Here is a 17397-nt window from a genome sequence, read left to right on the forward strand (position 1 = left end):
GTATTAGTGGGAAGTAGGGATCTTCCATGTTAAAGGTTGAAACAACTAATCTCATTGTTGATCAAATCACGGAACGTCTTGGTCAATCACCCGATTTTATTTGTGAACAACTGGAAATCAATGAGGGGTTGAACCTTTACTGCATTTATCTTGCATCAATCGTAACGGCCAATCAGGTCGATGAAATGCTACTGAAGCCCATTTTTGAAGGCAATTCAAGCATAGAAGCATCTACACATCATCCAGTTCACTGGTTGACTAATAGAATCCCGCTTATCCAACGGAAGGAATTGTCAGGATCCACAGAAGGTATCAACGAACTTCTTGAAGGTCATTGTCTTCTCATTCCAACCTGGGGAGATACATTTCTAAGTTATGATGTCTCAAATGGGGAATATCGTAGTGTTTCGGAACCCACATCGGAGGCTGCTGTTCGTGGTCCAAGAGAGGGCTTCATTGAGGATATAGCGAGGAATGTCGCTTTAATCCGGAAAAGACTGAAGAACGAACATCTCGTGTTTGAATCGATGACGATCGGGTCAGCAACAAAGACTAAAGTTTACCTAACGTATCTCAATCATGTGGCCGCAGAGCAAGTTATTGATGAGTTCCGTCGTCGTCTAAATGCCATTCAAACCGATAGTATTTTGGAGAGCGCATATATTGAAGAATGGATTCAAGATAAAACATTCTCGCCGTTTCCCCAACTAGTTACTTCAGAACGGCCGGACATCATTGTCGCTAAATTACTCGAGGGACAAGTCGCAATCATGACAGACGGTACACCGATCGTTATCTTGGGGCCTGTCACATTTTTTCAAATGTTCTCATCGCCGGAAGATTATTACCAGCGAGCGGATATTGCCACTCTAACGCGTTGGCTGCGTATGATAGCTTTTTTGTTATCCATCTTCATACCGTCACTATATATCGCGGTGGCAAGCTACCACCAGGAATTACTGCCTACATCCCTCTTAATCAGTTTGGCGGCTCAACGAGAAGAAGTGCCGTTTCCTGTGTTTATTGAAGCCATTATCATGACGGTTACGTTCGAGATCTTACGTGAAGCCGGACTTCGTATGCCGCGTATTGCCGGCCAATCCATATCGATCGTAGGCGCTCTCGTTTTAGGCCAGGCTGCAGTGGAAGCAGGGCTCGTCTCGGCAGCTATGGTTATTGTTGTATCCCTTACGGCAATCTCGAATTTCGCCTCTCCAAACTACAGTTTCGGTATTGCTCAAAGAATCATTCAGTATTCTTTTATGCTATTGGCCGGGGTACTGGGTTTCTTTGGTATCATGTCCGGCGTTTTTTTTCTATTGATTCATTTAGTGTCGATACGTTCGTTTGGCGTCAAATATATGTCTCCACTAGCTCCCGTGGCGCTTTCCGACTGGAAGGACACCTTGGTTAGGGTGCCCCGGTTTTTAATGAAACGAATTCCGCGTGCGTTTTATTCCAAGAAATAAAATGGAGTGAGAATCGTGAGAAAATCATGTTTTGCCTTATTTCTTCTCCTGTTCTGCTCAGGATGCTGGGATATGAAGGAAATTAATCAATTAGCGATTGTCAACATCGCTGCAGCCGACAAAGACCCGAAAACAGGTATGATCACCGCTTATTATCAAGTCATTAATCCCTCAGGTGTCTCAGCAAGAAAAGGCGGATCAGGAGGCGCAGCCGTTTATACGTTTGATTTCAAGGAATATAGCTCGGGGAGATTCGCGGATAAGACAAGCAGGGTAATGCCAAGGTTGTTTTATACACCTCAAATACAGTGTTATATTGTTTCGGAACGGTATGCCCGGCAAGGTATTTTGGATTTAATTAATTTTCTGGAGCGAGATCCGGAACATCGGACGAATGTGGATATTTTCGTTTCCGATGCACCGCTATCCGTTGTCATGAACAGTTTTACCTCTCTGGAAAGAGTACCGGGACGGTATATTCGATCTTTGTTTGAACTTCATGCGCGTAATTTTCATATGAGTGTATTCCCTAGCCGGTTAAACGATTTAGCGAAAGGTATCAATTTCCACCAACCGACCATCATTCCCATTCTCGACTATAGCAGCAAGCAACCTGCTTCGAAGGCAGATAAATTGGAAAGCATCAATGCAAGTAAAGAGGCGATGAGTTTTGATGATGGTGCTGTGTTTGTCCATGCTCGCATGGTTGGCCGTTTGGATGTGGAAACAAAGACGGTCTTTTACATCTTGAATGGCAAGCTTAACAAATTTGTAGAATCCGTTGAAGTTAATGGAGAAAAGGTCGATGTAGAAGCGCAGAATGTTCGAGTTCAGAGGGAATACGACCGGTCTTCCTTTCGTCTTACTATTCGGATCCGTGCTGATCTTCGGATATTAAGTAATAAACAAAAAAACGAAATGACCGTTCAGAATCTTCATGATATCGAAATGGCATTTAATCAATCCCTAAAACAGAAAGCAAAGTCTTTAGATGAATTGTGTAAAAACAAAGACTGGGATCTGTTAGGCCTTCAGGATGAAGGCGTTAATCCTGCAGCATGGCATCAATTTAAGGTCTTGTTTCTCGTGAACTCCAAGGTCACAACGATCGGGAATACCGGATCCCCATACAAGGTGGAAAAGAGTGAAAGATAAATGGAAAATGCCCAGCTAAGCGGATGGCAATTGGTCACATTAACTTTTTGCTTTGTCTGCGCGTCTACGTTTCTTTTGTTACCCGGAAAACTTATCGATCATGCAAAACAGTACGGCTGGCTCGTTTGCGTGTGGTCGTTCTTGTACGGGATAGTTTTGGCTGTGCTATGGCTGTATTTATCTAAACGTTACCCTGGGAAAAGTCTCGTACAAATTGCGGTACAAGTTCTGGGGAAATGGGCTGGAGGAATCGTCGCTTTTCTTTACATCCTTTATTTCATCCAAATTGCATCCTGGGTAACACGTAATTTAGGTGACTTTATGCATACCAATCTGATGCCGCGAACTCCCATTTCCATCTTCAATATCGTGGTGTTGATTGTGTGCGCTTATGCCGTTGTGAAAGGGATTGAGTCGATTGCAATGGTTTGCGAGCTTGTTACGCCGTATATTGTGGTCGCTTTCTGGATTCCTTTCTCGGTCATGCTTAAGGTCTGGGACTGGCGGGCATTCAGTACCCCCTATCATTTTCAGCTTTGGACCACAATCCTTCAAACCAAATATGCGCTTGCGTTTCCCTATATGGAGACTGTAATGTTCATGATGCTTTTTCCTTTTGTCAAACGTAATTTGAAAACTACATTTCTTTTAGGAATCGGCTCAGCCGGGGTTATCCTTTCTATTTGTGTGTATATGACAATTGGTATTTTAGGATTAGAGCGCGGCTCTAATCATATATATCCGGTTTACACCATTTTTCGCGAAATGCAGTTTTCCGGCTTCTTAGAACATTTAGAATCAATTCTTTCTATAAATATTTTCCTGTTGATCTGTATCAAATTAAGTTTGTTATTTTATTGTGCGGTAATAGCGATATGCCAGCTGTTCAATGTGGAAAGACGCTCTGTAGTGGCCTATCCGTTAATATGGGTCATCTCCGCGTACTCCCTCTTATTCGCAAACGTTATAGAGAATATCGAATGGGTTGAAAAGTATTTGTTTAGCTACTATATGCTCTACGCCGTCATCGTTCCGGCCATTTTAATTATTGGTTCCTGGCTGCGGAACATACAGAGGAGTGAAAAAGCGGCATGATCGGTTTGCTAATCCTGTATACACTTTTTCTAATCGGAGGTTTGATGGTTTATAACCGGGTACGAAAGTTGTTTAAAAAGGAATTGCTTATTTTTATCGGGGTGACAACAGTGGGAGGAGTTCTCTGGGGAAGCAATATTGTACATCATCCACTTGATTTGAATAAGGTTATTGCATTGATTATTGATCAATTGCAATAAGCAAATGAACGCATCCTTACAAACAGGATGCTCTTCGTCTATCATCCGGATACAAGATTTTACGTTATCAGAAAGAGTTTTGCTTCTTTAATCTTTTGGATCTCCTGTTTTTTTCATATATTCAACAATTAATCTATCTAATAACTGGCTAATGCATAAGACCTCAGGGTTTTGTAAGTCAAATCCAGAGGAAATAACTTTGTTTTCCAGTTCATTTTTCATTATCTGTATGAGTAAGAATAAATCGTGCTCTTGGATGAGTTCTTCCATTCTTTTATCTATTTTTTTCATTACTTCTTGCCTAAGATATTAATAACTTGGAAGTCTAGATAGTTGAACATGGACATGTTTATTCTCTCCTCAAAACTTGTCTTTCGTCACCGTTTAGATTTACTTGTTCTGAGCGGCCGCTGTGTTAAATATACCTGACAAATCCTGCCGGCCGATAAATTAACTATACTGAACTTTTGACGCTTTCACTTCTCTGCAAAGTCCGAACTATTTGTTCATTTAGCTCATTTCTGTTTTGTTACAATAGAATAAGCCCATGCGAATTGCATGAGCCTCTGATAGAAATCTATTATGATAATCTTAGCGGTTTTTTAAGCAGTGATGGAGAAATACCAAATCTCTCCTTAAATACTTTTGAAAAGTGAGATACATTTTCGAATCCCGTAGAAAAGCAGACATCAGTTACAGAGAGTGAAGTATGAGTCAGCAGCTCTTTTGCCTTATCCAACCTACGATTACGTATATAGTGTAAAGGAGAAGTATTATAAATTTCTTTAAACTCCCGCTTAAAGGCTGATAAGCTTCTTCCAGACAAATAGGCAAGATCATTTAAAGATACGGGATTAAAAATGTTTTCTTCAATAACCTCCGTAATGCTTTTTCTTTCTTTCCGTTTTAATTGCAAAAACTGAAAATAAAAATTTTCATCCGTGTCTGCCACATCAAATAGCAATTCAAGCAGTTTAATCTTGATAAGCCCACTACTTATTTCGCCAGGTTGCTGAAAATAAGGTTTTAGAGATTCAATATAGCTAATAAGGCGGTCATTGACTGATTTAACCGATACTGCAACAAGACCCGCGGGGTAGGAAGGCTTAAGATCGGCCATCTTGACAAACTCGTTAATTAAATCTTCCCTTAAAAAAAACATCATATAGTCGAGCAAATATTCCTCGTCCTTCTCCCCCGACTTCTCATACTCGACAGTGATTGACTTCTGCAAGAGAACCATCTCATTCTTCTTTACCGTATATGACTGGTTCCCGTAGCGAACGGTATACTTACCTTTAATTACAAACAAAAGCAAGTGGTCCTCAAGAAACATGCTTCCTGTGTTATTTTGTGTGTGCGTACACGATTCTATGACAGATAACCCGTTCATTTTTAAAATACTCTGATGATATGGAGCAGTTGTCAATTCTAGAGGCACCTTTACAACCTTACTGGACCTTATGAGCAATATGATTCCTCCTTTCTATTTAAGATTTTCATTTAATGTTCTAACAAATCTAAAACATGATACTTTACCGATATATCAATATCCGTAGGTCGGTAATAGCTGCCCCCATAACGGACAACTAATGACGCAGCCCTGAATTCGTTACCAGCGATCCGGGTCTTACTTTTCAAGGGATTTCATGCTTACATTCATTATAACCTAAAGCGATGGATTTACCCGTCACCGCCGAGCTGCAGGAGTCGAATTTTTATATCTTTCCCCACTATCCTCCTATTAACTTACAACTTTATTTAATGTGCTAATATGTTTTATTTATTAGCACGTAAGGGCTTGCATACGATCGTCCAAAGGCGGCAAGTCGGCTTCCCCAAGCGTCAATCACACTACAAATAAAAAAGACGATCCTGAGAAAGATAATCAGGATCGTCTATTTTATTCCGGAAATTGATATTTTATATGTTATATTCTAGGATTCTTTACCACAACATCCCAAACGTCCGAAATCGCATTTTCAAAAATTTTGTGCCAAATTATTCAGGTAACCGCTTTTTGATTTCCCGTATAAGGTCTTCCAATTGAAAGAAAAAGGCAATTAAGTCATTGAAACTTGTCGTCTTCTCTTCACTTTTTTCTGATAATTGTTGAATACTCCCCGTTGTATTCCTTGAACTGCTGGATATCGAACTGAATATTTCTATCAAGTTGTTTACATATTCTGAATTTTGCACAGTAGATCCCGCGATTCGTTTCATGTTTTCATGAATAACATCCACGTTTATCAATACATTTTCGAAAACATTCTCTGTCTTTTCCATCAGCTGCAAACCCTTAAGTAAGTCACTTTCGCTTTTCTTAAGCGTCATCTCCATTTGATCAACCTTATCGGAAACATTTTTTACAATCTCATTAATATATTTCGTTGCTTGACTCGTTTCCTCCGATAATTTTCTAACCTCGTTTGCAACAACTGCGAAACCTCTTCCCTCTTCTCCTGCTCTTGCTGCTTCTATGCTTGCATTTAAAGCAAGTAAATTCGTTTGAGATGAAATAGATCCGATCGTGCCAGTTATTTTCTGGATAGATTTAGAGCTTTGTTGCAGCTCTTCAAGCATATCTGAAATAAGTAAAAATCGATCATTAATGACATCAAATTGCTCAGATAATTGCTTAATTTCATTGTTCCCTTCATTTACGATACTGGACGTTTTTTCAATAGATTCCCTCGCTACAAACTCCGTAATATCTTTAACTTCCTTAAGCTTTTCCCCCATAGCTATAACTTTTTCTGTTCCGACTATTAATTCTGAACTGTCTTTATTAGAATTCTTACTAACATGCCTTGTTTCTTGTATGATTACGACATCGGCTTCTCCGGATTTCTCAATTTCAGTTTGAATGAGCATACTCAATACATCCATGGTCTCAAGGAGCTTTTTAAGATCACGGAGTTGGTAGGTGGGCATCTCAACAGTATCCTTACTTCCAACCGAAGAAACATTTTTTTCTTTGAAAGAATCAAACAATTTAACCCACTTCATTCCATCTCTCCTCAGCATTCATTATTCACCTATCGCTAATAGGGTTAGGGTATGGTTAAGGTGAAACCTTCCAATTTGTTCTCCATACGTAGTAGCTCCAAACAGGTCACAGGATTTCGACAATGCTTTGTAAACGGCCTGACCGTTTTTTTCCTTTTTAAATTGTATGTTTCTTAAAACACAACTAAAAGCCAGGATAGCTTTCGGTTTATGTATTTCGTTTGCAATGATAGATGCCGTTTTTTGGGCGACCTCTACTGGATCTAAAGGTTTCATAATATAAATCTCTGAGTTCGGAATAATCTGAGCATAAGTCGTTATGGAGAGATCCGGATTTATCTGAAATGGAGAAGCAATCCAATATTCGTTCTTATACAATCTACCAAATGGGTGAGACATAAAGTAGTTCGACAACTGATCAACCGTGACTCCAATTTCTTTTGCATAGTATTTGGCTGCAGGTACATGATTAATTTCATATATTTTTCGATCGCGTATATCTGCTTTTGTAACGATCAACGGCTCGCTTTTGGGGATGAATATATTTTCTCGGTATAAAAAGAAAGGGTGTTTTGTCTTTATCGTAGTTAAAATGGCTGCATTTGAGTACACGGAACCATTATAACTCAATGTTTCTACGAATTTACCGTTATCTCCAGCACTCCCCCCAATTAATGGGAATTCTTGAATGGGAAATATAGATTGTATAACAGATAGAACTTTTTCTTCTGCATTCCTGAGACCGTCAACGAATAAAATCCCGAACGTATTGTTTTCTTCCAAATTAACCTTTAGCTTCTGAAACGAGCTTGCCACCCGCTCTCTATAAATCATTGGTATAGTTTCGATTTCCTCGATCACTGTTACTTCTATCTGTAGACCAGGAGACGACAAACCGATGGCAACAATACTTTGATCAGTAAACCCTGCTTTTGAAATGCCCCCAGCTACAACACTGCCTACACATCTAGCATTTGGAAAATTCTGATAGAAAAGGAGCGAAGCCTCCTTGAAATCATAGTTATCCGAACAAAAAAACAAGATTATATCAATCGATTGTTCTTTTAACTGATTGATAACTTCATATGTCGCGCTGGCTGTCTGTCGATGATTACTTATACCTTGCAGTACTTTCAACAAATCAATCATCCTCCGCTAATTTAGACTTTTACTGTAGTGAGTAAGTATTCACACAACGGACCTTTCCATAAATAAGCAGTCAGGATATGCCTGACTGCTTGGGGAACTTATCCAGGAGACAATCTTACAGATAGACGCATACAGTACAAGAAATTCCCAAGGCTGCAGGCATTATTCATTACGCATTGCCAAGGGCTCTGCAGATTATTAAGCGTTACAACAACATGGAAAGTTAATATTCCTACCTGCTCTGAAAAGTCGAATCTCTTCAGATAGTATATAATCCGCATACTGTTTCGCACTTAAGGCAAGTTCTTCATCACTCTTATCATCTGTATCGAATAAAGTAAAAGGAGTTATAAAATGGGTTTTTATTAAATTACTTGTAGAATGAAAGGGGCTGATAAGTTCATTGATTGTGTTCAAATCTCCGCCGCCCGACTGATATTCCACTTCGGATCCACCTATCGAAATCGCCAACCCTAATTCCTTTCCCCTCAGCTTCCCTCCCTCTGAAGAATACGCCCATCCGTAAGTGAGCACATCTTCCAGCCACTTTTTTAAAAGGGACGGTGAACTATACCAATAAAACGGAAACTGAAAAATAATTCGATCATGCAAAAGAGCAAGCTCTTGTTCCTTTTGAACATCAATTTGCCAATTTGGATAATTGGCATACAAATCATGTACCGAAATTCTACTTTGATACTTCCTTAATTCTTCCAGCCAGCGTTTATTCACTCTGGATTTTTCCAAATTGGGATGTGCCACAAGTACAAGTGTGTTCATACTGGTTCCCTCTCTATCCCAATTGTTTCATGATTCCCATCACCCAGCAACAATAATGCGATTGATGCTTATGCAATTCCCTTCTATGTTCTATAAAGACAGGCCTTATGAGTAAACTATACCGCCTTTTAATGACCTTCACTCTTCTATGAGGCTCATTTTTTTTGTCCATTTAGATCAAGATGAAGAAGCCTGTACGCATATGACCCAATCGAGGCATTATAATACTTGTTCCAAAATGATGGAATGATTACGGCTTAAATCGATTTAACTCCCGTCCTGAATTGTTGCCGCCGCGGGTGAAAAGCAATAAGGGGCTGTCCCAACTAACATGGCCTTACGGCCACCACCATGAATGTAAATGTTTTGGCCTGTGAATCTGTATGTTCCATAATGGAACTGCAGGTCACAGGCCGAGACTTTTTTGGTAGGACAAACTCCGGGTCCCAAACCGGCCGACTGTATCCCACGAGCACCGCCAATTGTTGCTATGAGCACGTGTATAAAAATTCTTTTCTCTGAGGGTACATGACCTGCAACATAACAATTACGGGAGTGATTTGCGGGATGGAGGCGATTTTGGAAAGGTGTGCTGGGCTGGGCGTTCATCAAGAAACGGTGAACCTGCATTTTCGTATAAAAAGTAGATAATTTGACTTAACAGGACGTCTCATTTACGAAAAAGTAACTTTATCTTATTGAAAAAGAGGTTAAGCAGTTGGTTCCTGCATAACCTCTTTGCGTTTTTTATCCACTGCTGCTTTCTACAGCAGATTATGGGCAAGGGAAAGCCACCCGCCCCGCCCTACTTTTGCGGATAAAAGGTATCCATATATCGTAGTGCCGAATCGTATTAAAGATATACTACTCATATTTGTCTACCTCATAAGCGGCTAAGCTTTCAATAAATATTCGATGTCGGAAGCCGGGAGCGCCTTGCTGTAAAGGAAGCCTTGCGCTTCATGGCATCCGCTATTTAGAAGCCATGCGTGCTGCGCACTGGTTTCCACCCCCTCCGCGATGACTTGTAGCCTCAGCTTCCGAGCTAGGGAAATAATCATCTTCGCCAACAATTTATCCCGCGGCAAATCTTTGATAAAAGCGCGATCGATCTTCAACGCGTCTACATCGAATAGCTTCAGATATTGGAGTGATGAGTACCCTGTCCCAAAATCGTCGATAGATAAGAATATCCCCATATCCTTGAATACCTTAAGATCGTCAATGATAGGTTTCGCATGGCCCATTAATGCACTTTCTGTGATCTCAAATTCTAACAAAGACGGGCCAATCCCGATTTCGTTGAGAATGTCTTGCACCTTATCGACAAACGAAGCCTGATTAAACTGCTTGGCCGAGACATTGATTGAAGTTCGGACCGCCGGAATACCTTGCTCCTGCCAATGCTTCATCTGAGAACACACCTCACGAAGCACCCACTCGCCCAGAGGTATGATAAAGCCTATCTCCTCTGCTAAAGTGATAAACTCCCCAGGGGCGACAATCCCTTCAGTCGGATGCTTCCACCTTATCAGAGCTTCTAGACCGATGATCCCACCACTCTCCAGATCTACCCTTGGCTGATATTCCAAGTAAAATTGTCGATCCGCCAGCGCTTGCTCGAATTGCGACTTTAACAACAGCCTTTTGTAATCCCCTTGATCGAAGGATGGTCGAAAGACCAGGTAATGATTCCTGCCTTGATGCTTAGCCTGGTTCATCGCTTTATCTGCTTTCTTCATCAACATGCTAAGCGTCGTTCCGTCGTTCGGAAATGTACTAATCCCGGCGCTTAGCGTCACTCTGACCTCATGATCATCCAGCAGCATAGGCTGCTTGAACGCATCGATAATACGTTCTGCGACTTCGGCAATATCACCTTCCTGTTGGATGCCGCTTTGAATTACGATAAATTCGTCGCCACCCAATCGTGCTAACAGCGTATTGTTTCCAACGCTAGCGACGATGCGTTCTGCTGCTTGAAGAAGAAGCTGGTCCCCTGCGTCATGACCAAGTGAGTCGTTTACCCATTTGAAATGATCGATATCGATGATCATCAATTCGAGCGTTAGTCTTTCGTTCATATGCTGTTTGATCAAGGAGACAGCCTTTTCCTTAAAGCCTCGTCGGTTGTATAGGCCGGTCAGCCCATCGTGATATGCTAGCAGTTTCATCTGCTGCTTCTCTTCATTTCGATTGTTGGCATGCGCCTCGAGTTCAGTCAAGACCTCCACCATTTCCATCCATCCGTAACGTTTAGTTTCCATGAGAGCTCGACGCTTCTCGTCGATTGCATTCATGATTTTGTCAAAGGTCGCCCCTTCCGCGAACATCATTAAGATTTTGTTCATTGTTTGCAAGAACTGATTTTGTTGGAAAAGCTCATCTACGTTTAGCTCCTTGTCTATTCTCATCTATGTCCCCCCATAACGCCTTGATTCAGTTCCGAATTCGAGAGTTCAATAAATTCTTTTCAGCATTTTATTTCTTAAGGATATGATGTATCTGATCCATGACCATTTTCGCAGCGCCAAATTCCGTGATTTTTTTTCTGTTTTCCAACCCTTTAGTTTTACTTTCCAATTAGTAAGGAGTCACACTTTTGTAAGGTTGATTTCCTGGCATGGGCTAAATGAACAATAAAATAGAACTATATGGAAATGTAAACACCCTAAAATTTCGGTATAGTAAGCTTATCAATCGACAGGAACAAACAAAAATAATAACTGGTGGTGACCACTATGCATCGATTGCGGCGCGGAGACTCTGAAAGAGCTGATGCGGAAGCTAAAGTATCCTACTTTGAACTTTTCTTTGACTTGGTATTTGTTTTCACAATTATTCAGGTAACCCATCTAGTCATCGATACACACTCCGTATTGGATGTGTTTAAAGCTTTAATGGTTCTGACTGTAACCTGGTGGATGTATGGCGGATATGCTTGGCTGGCAAATAATATTGGGACTGACCGATTTCTTTATAGGATGCTGATGTTTTGCGGTATGGCCGGCTTTCTTAGTATGGCCATTAGTATTCCATCTATTTTTGGGACGGGTGGAGTTCCGTTCGGCATCGCTTTTTTACTGGTTACGGTCATTCATATCCTTCTGTTCAGACGTTCACCGCATGTAACATCGATCAAGGCAATCACATACTTGGCACCTTTTAACCTTTCAGCAGCTCTTTTGGTTCTTGCCTCCGGAATATTGAATACCTGGTATACATGGAGCTGGTGGTTGACGGTTGCAGCTGTTTTGGTTATTCTGACCGCTTCATTTAAAAATCAAGGCGATAGTTTTGTTATTAACACACGGCATTTTGTTGAAAGGCACAGCTTGATTGTGCTCATTGCGCTAGGTGAAACCATTCTGTCCATGGGTTTAGGTTCCAGTTATTTGAATTTCAGATTCACGCTATTTGTGTCTATAGTTTTAGGATTGTCCATCGTCATCGCATTATGGTGGAGCTATTTTGACAAGGATACGATACTGGCTGAAGATTATATGTTGCAGGCATCACCTGAGAAACGCGCTCGTCTAGCTATGCAGGCTTATTGGCATGCTCATTTAATTATGATATCTGGCATTGTCATCTCCGCTGCAGGTATCGAAGTAGCCATTAAACAACTTAACGACGAATCGGTACACTCTTTTTCATGGTACTTAAATGGCGGCATTGGCTTATACCTTATCGGAACCGCCATATTCAGAAGACTGGTTCGCATCGGACCAGCTGGAACGAGACTTGGTTCAGCCGCTCTATCTTTATTCATTCTTATGTTCAACGCCTTCAGTTGGATTGGAACTTTACAAATGATGACAATTCAGATTTTAGTGTTAGCAGGAATGATTGTAATCGAACAACACAAGTACAAAAAAATTTCTAATGAAATCCTCAGATTACATAGTCAAGCCGAAGGAGGGCAGACAAATCATGAAGGTTTTGATCATTGAAGATGATGTCATCTTTGCAGATATGGTTCGAATGTATCTTGTGGAAGAAGACTTTACTGTTCAAACCGCTTTAACGGTTCAGGACGGGCTCAAGACATTTCATTCCTTTGCTCCGGATGTTGTATTGCTCGACCTCTCGCTTCCTAATGTAGACGGGATTACGATGTGTAAAACTTTGCGACAGCAAACGCAAACACCTATTATAGTTGTTTCTATCAATTCCAGAGCAAGTGAAATCATCCAGGCTTTTACTGAAGGTGCTGACGATTTCTTATCAAAACCCTTTAGTATGCAGGAATTGAAAGCAAGAATCATGATAGCAATCCGCAAATCAATGCAACCACCTTCTACGGAAAACGGTCCGGAAATTCCCGCAACTGAACATTCTTCGCAATTGCAATTGGACCCGGTTCGTCGGTTTATCTCAGTCAATGGTGATATGGTTGAGACAACATTTTCAGAATTCGAACTCTTGAAGGTTTTTTATCACAATCCATATCGAGTATTCACTCGCGATGAATTAATTACGATCATTCGAGGCATTGATTACCATGTTAATGAACGTTCCATCGACATTCATATTACGAATCTACGGAAGAAGATCGAGAGCGATCCCAAAAAGCCGAAATATATCCAAACGGTATGGGGTCTAGGCTATCGATTTGCGAAACCTTAAATTGCGTCTTTACAACTTAAAATTGCCCATCAATCCTTGCAAAACTCCGCCATGTATGTAAGGTCTGATGATGATATTTCTTGAATGGATTCCAACGCGTTCTAGATTTCATCCCGAACGCGTTGGCTTAATTCGCTCGCGATCTTCCGGGACGTTCCAGTCCAAAATACGAATTGGGAGGCAATAAAGCGGACAATGAAAAACACAATCGCGGCTCCTGCCAGCATGCTGAGGCAATTATTCTTAACGTATTATAGAAAATAGTGGCTTCTTCCTACGTTAATTCTTTATCATACCAAGTTCCGTTCCTTGCAACATGGGTTAGTCACACAGACCACTCTTTTAGACTTCCCGTCCGTTGGGGTGATATAGGAAAGAGTGCCCGAATCGAAGTTCTCCGACTAACTTTGCTCGGCTCTTGTATAGGAGAGACAAAAGCTGCTTTTTCGTATCCGATAAAATGATATATCTCTCCTTTGCCTGCTGACTTTGGCGTTTTCACGATTTCACCAAGCGTTTTTAATTAAAATTATCTAATTGGTAAGAAATAAGCCCGATGGATAGACTCGGTAGGAGTAGAATAACTGCAATAGACATCTCATCTCGCTTATGTACTTACTATCCAGAATAATCTCTAAATGTTTGGAATCATCAGCAGTTCCACAATTTTTTTATTTGTTTTCTAAACACTGTACTAACAAATTTGGGAGAACGAAAGATTACCTTACAATGTATTGTCCAAGTGGGAAAGTTTGGAAGATGGGGAGAACGGATAGTCCGTGATTGCCATCCGCTCCGTCTTCGTCAAAAGATTATAATCAGATTTTAAGGGGAGCCTCATGATTGGGCTTTTGCAGGGGGTGCTTGCATGTGGATGGAGCCACGTCAAACCTTTCTTTAAACACCTTGGAAAAATGAGCCACACTCTCAAATCCTGTCGAAAAACAAACATCCGTAACGGATAAAGAGGTGTGAAGCAGCATTTCTTTCGCGATATCCAACCGGCGATTACGGATCCAGCGTACAGGTGATGTTGTATTATAGATCGCTTGGAAATCTCGTTTAAAAGCTGATAAACTTCTGCCTGATAAGTAAGCAAGATCATTTAGCGAGACAGGGTTGGTTAGATTCTGCTCCACAACCTCCGTTATGCTCTTCCTCTTTGAACGCTTGAGCTGTAAAAACTGGAATATAAACTGTTCGTCAGCATCCGCAACATCAAACAATAATTCCAACAATTTTACTTTAATTAATCCATCCCTAATGTTATCGGTTTCCTTGAAATACGGTTTCAACGAATAGATATAATTAATTAATCGTTCATTGACCGCTTTGACAGATACCGGTACTAACGCTGATGGATAGTTACTTTCGAGATATGCCATTTTGATAAATTCGGTGAGGAGCTCTTCTTTAAGAAAGAACATCATATAGTCCAAAACATAGTCAGAACCTTCTTCTCCCGATTTCTCATATTCAACCATGATCGATTTCTGCAGTAGAACCATTTCATTCTTTCGTACGATATATTCCTGACTGCCGAATCTTACCTTATAGGTTCCCTCTAGTACAAACAAAAGCAGATGATCCTCCAAAAACATGGTTCCCTTTAAACCTTTTGTAAAGGTACAAGACTCGACAACTGTAAGTCCTTTCATCTTCAAGATCCCTTGATTAAGCGGTTCTCTGGCCAGACCGTGAGGAACCTTTATTACTTTTTCGGCTCGCAAAAACAACTGTATTTCCTCCTTATTGTTCAACTGCTAGGAACGGCTCCATGGTACCAAGGACCATACTTTCGAGTAGTATGATCCTACCGCCTCCGCATTTATAAAATTCCACTCGTTAAGAAAATTTCCAGATGGAAAAAATAACTCTTGTGAGTTCTTTACTCAATGACCAGAGTCGCTTGGCAGCCAGCTCGTCTGCAGCCCACGGGCATACCCCCCGATTACCCCTGGATTTCCTAATAATTCAATCGGAACCAAAGGAGCAATATCGATATTTTGGTATTAAACGCCACCTTTCCCGTCAAGTTGGTTGCTTACAGCACACCAGACAATCGTGCCGCTCCTTCCGGTACGGTTTTGCGTTCCTCCGTCAATTCGCTAAATACCCGCCGTCCCTGCACGTCGATCACGCCAAAAGCACCCATTTCTTCGTCGGACAAATAGCGGGAGAGATTGGTGACAATGGTGCCGGGGTGTACGGAGAACGCTCGTACATGATTCGGCTTGCCACGCTTATCCAGTTCTAGCCGAATAGGGCGTTAGCCGTCTTGGATTGCCCGTACGCCTCCCATTTGCTGTAAGGGCGGCGCAGATAATTCGGATCCTCGAACACGACCCGAGTGCCATTTGCCCGTTTCAGTGCCTGCCAAAGGCGAGATGTCAGTTGAAAATGCCCCAGGTGATTGGTGGCGAACTGCAGTTCATATCCTCTGCGATCACGCTATTCCGGTATGGCCATGATCCCTGCACAGTTCATGAGAATGTGAAGGGGACGGCCCGATTCCTCGAATCGGCGGGCAAAGACATCGATCGAATCCGGGTCGGTAAGCTCCATCTCACCTAGTTCCGCTTCAGGAACGGAGTCCAATGCGACGATGGCTTTGTCTCGTGAGCGGGCCGGAACGATCACTTGGGCGCCTGCCTTGGCTAATACCCTCGATACCTCCAAGCCAATACCGGAAATATACGCCAATCACGATGGCAACCTTACCTGCCAAATCTACTCCTAATATGATTTCTTCCGCAGTCGTACGTGGTCCGTATTCGGTGTGCAAAGGTTGTTGCGGCGTCTGTTGGTTTGCTTGAGTTGTCATAAATTTACTTCCTCCCTTTGAAAGAGATACAAACAGTCATAATAAATGTGACCAGGATGATCATATTAATAAAGACCTATCGAATCGACCCTAGGCGAAAAGCAGAATGAAGGTACCAAACTTTAGCGCCATCCACAGGTGAAGTTGCTCGGCGTATAACGATCGGAATTGAAAAACCGGAGAGCGAACGCCCCCGGTTCAATTGAATGTATTCGACTTAGAAATTAGACATCATCATGATCTGTACCTATAATAACGTCATGCCATGCCTGTATATCTTTTTCAAAATTAGCCGTCTTTTCCCGGTATCTTTGCAGCGAATCCTTGCCAAGCGGCAAGTGGACCGGCGGCTTCTCCGCGTTTGCAACCTGCACGATTGCCTTGGCCAACTTGACGGGATCGCCCGGTTGTTTCTTATTTGCTTGGGTAGCAAATTTTCTCATTTCTCCTACCGTTTCCGCATAATCCGGAATGATGTTACCTGACCGCGTTAGCGACGCAGCATCCAGAAATTCCGTACGGAAGAAGCCCGGGGCTACCACGGTCGCATGAATCCCAAGCGGAGCCAACTCCAATGCAAGTGACTCCGTCAATCCTTCAACAGCGAACTTCGTTGCACCATACACGCCCCATCCGATATAACCGCTCAATCCGCCAACTGACGAGAAATTGATGATATGTCCAGAACGTCTTTGACGCATATGGGGCAGGACCGCCCGGGTCACATTCAACAAGCCAAAAACGTTGGTTTCGAAGTTTTTCCTCACCTCTTCAGCAGTGGCTTCTTCAACGGCACTCAACAACCCAAATCCTGCATTATTGACAAGGACATCAATTTTGCCGAATTTCTGTACGGCTTGATTCGCAGCCGCTATCGCCTGTTGTTCATCGTTAATATCCAGAAGAACAACTTGAAGATTCTCCGGATTTCCTAATTTATCAGCTAAAGACTCCGCCGAACTCCGGACCGTTGCAACAACATTATCCCCGGTTTCCAACACAGCCTTCAGGATTTCAAAACCAATGCCTCTTGCTGCCCCGGTGATAAACCAAGCTTTTTGATTTGTCATATTGCTTCCTTCTTCCT

General features: G+C 41.8%; 16 protein-coding genes. 6 read left to right on the plus strand and 10 right to left on the minus strand.

Annotation, left to right across the window (positions count from 1 at the left end):
* Nucleotides 1–26: 26 nt before the first annotated feature.
* The 4 genes from ICC18_RS27465 (at nucleotide 27) to ICC18_RS27480 (ending at nucleotide 3919) form a co-directional block, all read left to right on the plus strand.
* Nucleotides 27–1469: a spore germination protein gene (locus ICC18_RS27465; RefSeq protein WP_188177627.1), complete on the plus strand. Its 1443-nt coding sequence runs from the start codon at nucleotides 27–29 to the stop codon at nucleotides 1467–1469.
* 72 nt (nucleotides 1470–1541) lie between these two features.
* Nucleotides 1542–2624 (plus strand): Ger(x)C family spore germination protein, encoded by a 1083-nt coding sequence (locus ICC18_RS27470; protein ID WP_188177628.1) that lies wholly within the window; start codon nucleotides 1542–1544, stop codon nucleotides 2622–2624.
* Nucleotides 2625–3719: a GerAB/ArcD/ProY family transporter gene (locus ICC18_RS27475; protein ID WP_188177629.1), complete on the plus strand. Its 1095-nt coding sequence runs from the start codon at nucleotides 2625–2627 to the stop codon at nucleotides 3717–3719.
* Complete coding sequence (locus ICC18_RS27480; RefSeq protein WP_188177630.1) at nucleotides 3716–3919, plus strand: hypothetical protein; 204 nt, start codon at nucleotides 3716–3718, stop codon at nucleotides 3917–3919. Before ICC18_RS27475 ends, ICC18_RS27480 begins: the two co-directional genes overlap by 4 nt.
* Before the next feature lie 87 nt (nucleotides 3920–4006).
* Here ICC18_RS27480 and ICC18_RS27485 read toward each other — a convergent pair whose 3' ends face one another.
* The 6 genes from ICC18_RS27485 to ICC18_RS27510 all read right to left on the minus strand — a co-directional run bounded on the left by ICC18_RS27485 (nucleotide 4007) and on the right by ICC18_RS27510 (nucleotide 11271).
* Nucleotides 4007–4210, minus strand: a complete 204-nt coding sequence (locus ICC18_RS27485; RefSeq protein ID WP_188177631.1) for an aspartyl-phosphate phosphatase Spo0E family protein — start codon at nucleotides 4208–4210, stop codon at nucleotides 4007–4009.
* A gap of 289 nt (nucleotides 4211–4499) precedes the next feature.
* On the minus strand, nucleotides 4500–5348 hold the full coding sequence (locus ICC18_RS27490; RefSeq protein ID WP_223192915.1) for an AraC family transcriptional regulator: 849 nt from the start codon (nucleotides 5346–5348) through the stop codon (nucleotides 4500–4502).
* Nucleotides 5349–5920: 572 nt separating this feature from the next.
* A complete protein-coding gene (locus tag ICC18_RS27495) occupies nucleotides 5921–6928 on the minus strand; it encodes a methyl-accepting chemotaxis protein (RefSeq protein ID WP_188177632.1) in 1008 nt (335 codons plus the stop codon).
* A 21-nt stretch (nucleotides 6929–6949) separates the two neighbouring features.
* Nucleotides 6950–8068 carry an FIST signal transduction protein gene (locus tag ICC18_RS27500; RefSeq protein WP_188177633.1) on the minus strand — a complete coding sequence of 373 codons (1119 nt, stop codon included), beginning with the start codon at nucleotides 8066–8068 and terminating at the stop codon, nucleotides 6950–6952.
* 207 nt (nucleotides 8069–8275) lie between these two features.
* Nucleotides 8276–8857 (minus strand): NAD(P)H-dependent oxidoreductase, encoded by a 582-nt coding sequence (locus ICC18_RS27505; RefSeq protein ID WP_188177634.1) that lies wholly within the window; start codon nucleotides 8855–8857, stop codon nucleotides 8276–8278.
* An 893-nt stretch (nucleotides 8858–9750) separates the two neighbouring features.
* The gene (locus ICC18_RS27510) at nucleotides 9751–11271 is read right to left on the minus strand and encodes a putative bifunctional diguanylate cyclase/phosphodiesterase (RefSeq protein WP_188177635.1); all 1521 of its coding nucleotides are present in this window, start codon (nucleotides 11269–11271) and stop codon (nucleotides 9751–9753) included.
* 327 nt (nucleotides 11272–11598) lie between these two features.
* On the opposite strand from ICC18_RS27510, the gene ICC18_RS27515 reads away from it, so the two are divergent.
* Together ICC18_RS27515 and ICC18_RS27520 are read left to right on the plus strand one after the other, a co-directional pair.
* On the plus strand, nucleotides 11599–12810 hold the full coding sequence (locus ICC18_RS27515) for a low temperature requirement protein A (protein ID WP_188177636.1): 1212 nt from the start codon (nucleotides 11599–11601) through the stop codon (nucleotides 12808–12810).
* The gene (locus ICC18_RS27520; protein WP_223192916.1) at nucleotides 12791–13486 is read left to right on the plus strand and encodes a response regulator transcription factor; all 696 of its coding nucleotides are present in this window, start codon (nucleotides 12791–12793) and stop codon (nucleotides 13484–13486) included. Before ICC18_RS27515 ends, ICC18_RS27520 begins: the two co-directional genes overlap by 20 nt.
* An 818-nt stretch (nucleotides 13487–14304) precedes the next feature.
* Here the strand turns inward: ICC18_RS27520 and ICC18_RS27525 are convergent.
* The 4 genes from ICC18_RS27525 to ICC18_RS27535 form a co-directional block, all read right to left on the minus strand.
* Nucleotides 14305–15222: a helix-turn-helix domain-containing protein gene (locus tag ICC18_RS27525; RefSeq protein WP_223192917.1), complete on the minus strand. Its 918-nt coding sequence runs from the start codon at nucleotides 15220–15222 to the stop codon at nucleotides 14305–14307.
* Nucleotides 15223–15937: 715 nt separating this feature from the next.
* A complete protein-coding gene (locus tag ICC18_RS34045) occupies nucleotides 15938–16126 on the minus strand; it encodes a hypothetical protein (RefSeq protein WP_312029616.1) in 189 nt (62 codons plus the stop codon).
* Nucleotides 16068–16310, minus strand: coding sequence for a hypothetical protein (locus ICC18_RS34050; RefSeq protein WP_223192930.1), 243 nt, complete (start codon nucleotides 16308–16310; stop codon nucleotides 16068–16070). Before ICC18_RS34050 ends, ICC18_RS34045 begins: the two co-directional genes overlap by 59 nt.
* Before the next feature lie 224 nt (nucleotides 16311–16534).
* Nucleotides 16535–17380, minus strand: a complete 846-nt coding sequence (locus ICC18_RS27535; RefSeq protein WP_188177637.1) for an oxidoreductase — start codon at nucleotides 17378–17380, stop codon at nucleotides 16535–16537.
* Nucleotides 17381–17397 lie beyond the last annotated feature (17 nt).

It is taken from the genome of Paenibacillus sedimenti (genome assembly GCF_014534655.1).
Classification (GTDB): Bacteria; Bacillota; Bacilli; order Paenibacillales; family NBRC-103111; genus Paenibacillus_E; species Paenibacillus_E sedimenti.

Excerpts from the sequence above, each read along its gene's own strand:
- ICC18_RS27475 (WP_188177629.1), top strand. The coding sequence starts at position 2,625 with ATGGAAAATGCCCAGCTAAGCGGATGGCAATTGGTCACATTAACTTTT.
- ICC18_RS27505 (WP_188177634.1), bottom strand. The coding sequence starts at position 8,857 with ATGAACACACTTGTACTTGTGGCACATCCCAATTTGGAAAAATCCAGA.
- ICC18_RS34050 (WP_223192930.1), bottom strand. The coding sequence starts at position 16,310 with ATGACAACTCAAGCAAACCAACAGACGCCGCAACAACCTTTGCACACC.
- ICC18_RS27480 (WP_188177630.1), top strand. The coding sequence starts at position 3,716 with ATGATCGGTTTGCTAATCCTGTATACACTTTTTCTAATCGGAGGTTTG.
- ICC18_RS27465 (WP_188177627.1), top strand. The coding sequence starts at position 27 with ATGTTAAAGGTTGAAACAACTAATCTCATTGTTGATCAAATCACGGAA.
- ICC18_RS27495 (WP_188177632.1), bottom strand. The coding sequence starts at position 6,928 with ATGAAGTGGGTTAAATTGTTTGATTCTTTCAAAGAAAAAAATGTTTCT.
- ICC18_RS27520 (WP_223192916.1), top strand. The coding sequence starts at position 12,791 with ATGAAGGTTTTGATCATTGAAGATGATGTCATCTTTGCAGATATGGTT.
- ICC18_RS27510 (WP_188177635.1), bottom strand. The coding sequence starts at position 11,271 with ATGAGAATAGACAAGGAGCTAAACGTAGATGAGCTTTTCCAACAAAAT.
- ICC18_RS27535 (WP_188177637.1), bottom strand. The coding sequence starts at position 17,380 with ATGACAAATCAAAAAGCTTGGTTTATCACCGGGGCAGCAAGAGGCATT.
- ICC18_RS27470 (WP_188177628.1), top strand. The coding sequence starts at position 1,542 with ATGAAGGAAATTAATCAATTAGCGATTGTCAACATCGCTGCAGCCGAC.
- ICC18_RS27515 (WP_188177636.1), top strand. The coding sequence starts at position 11,599 with ATGCATCGATTGCGGCGCGGAGACTCTGAAAGAGCTGATGCGGAAGCT.
- ICC18_RS27485 (WP_188177631.1), bottom strand. The coding sequence starts at position 4,210 with ATGAAAAAAATAGATAAAAGAATGGAAGAACTCATCCAAGAGCACGAT.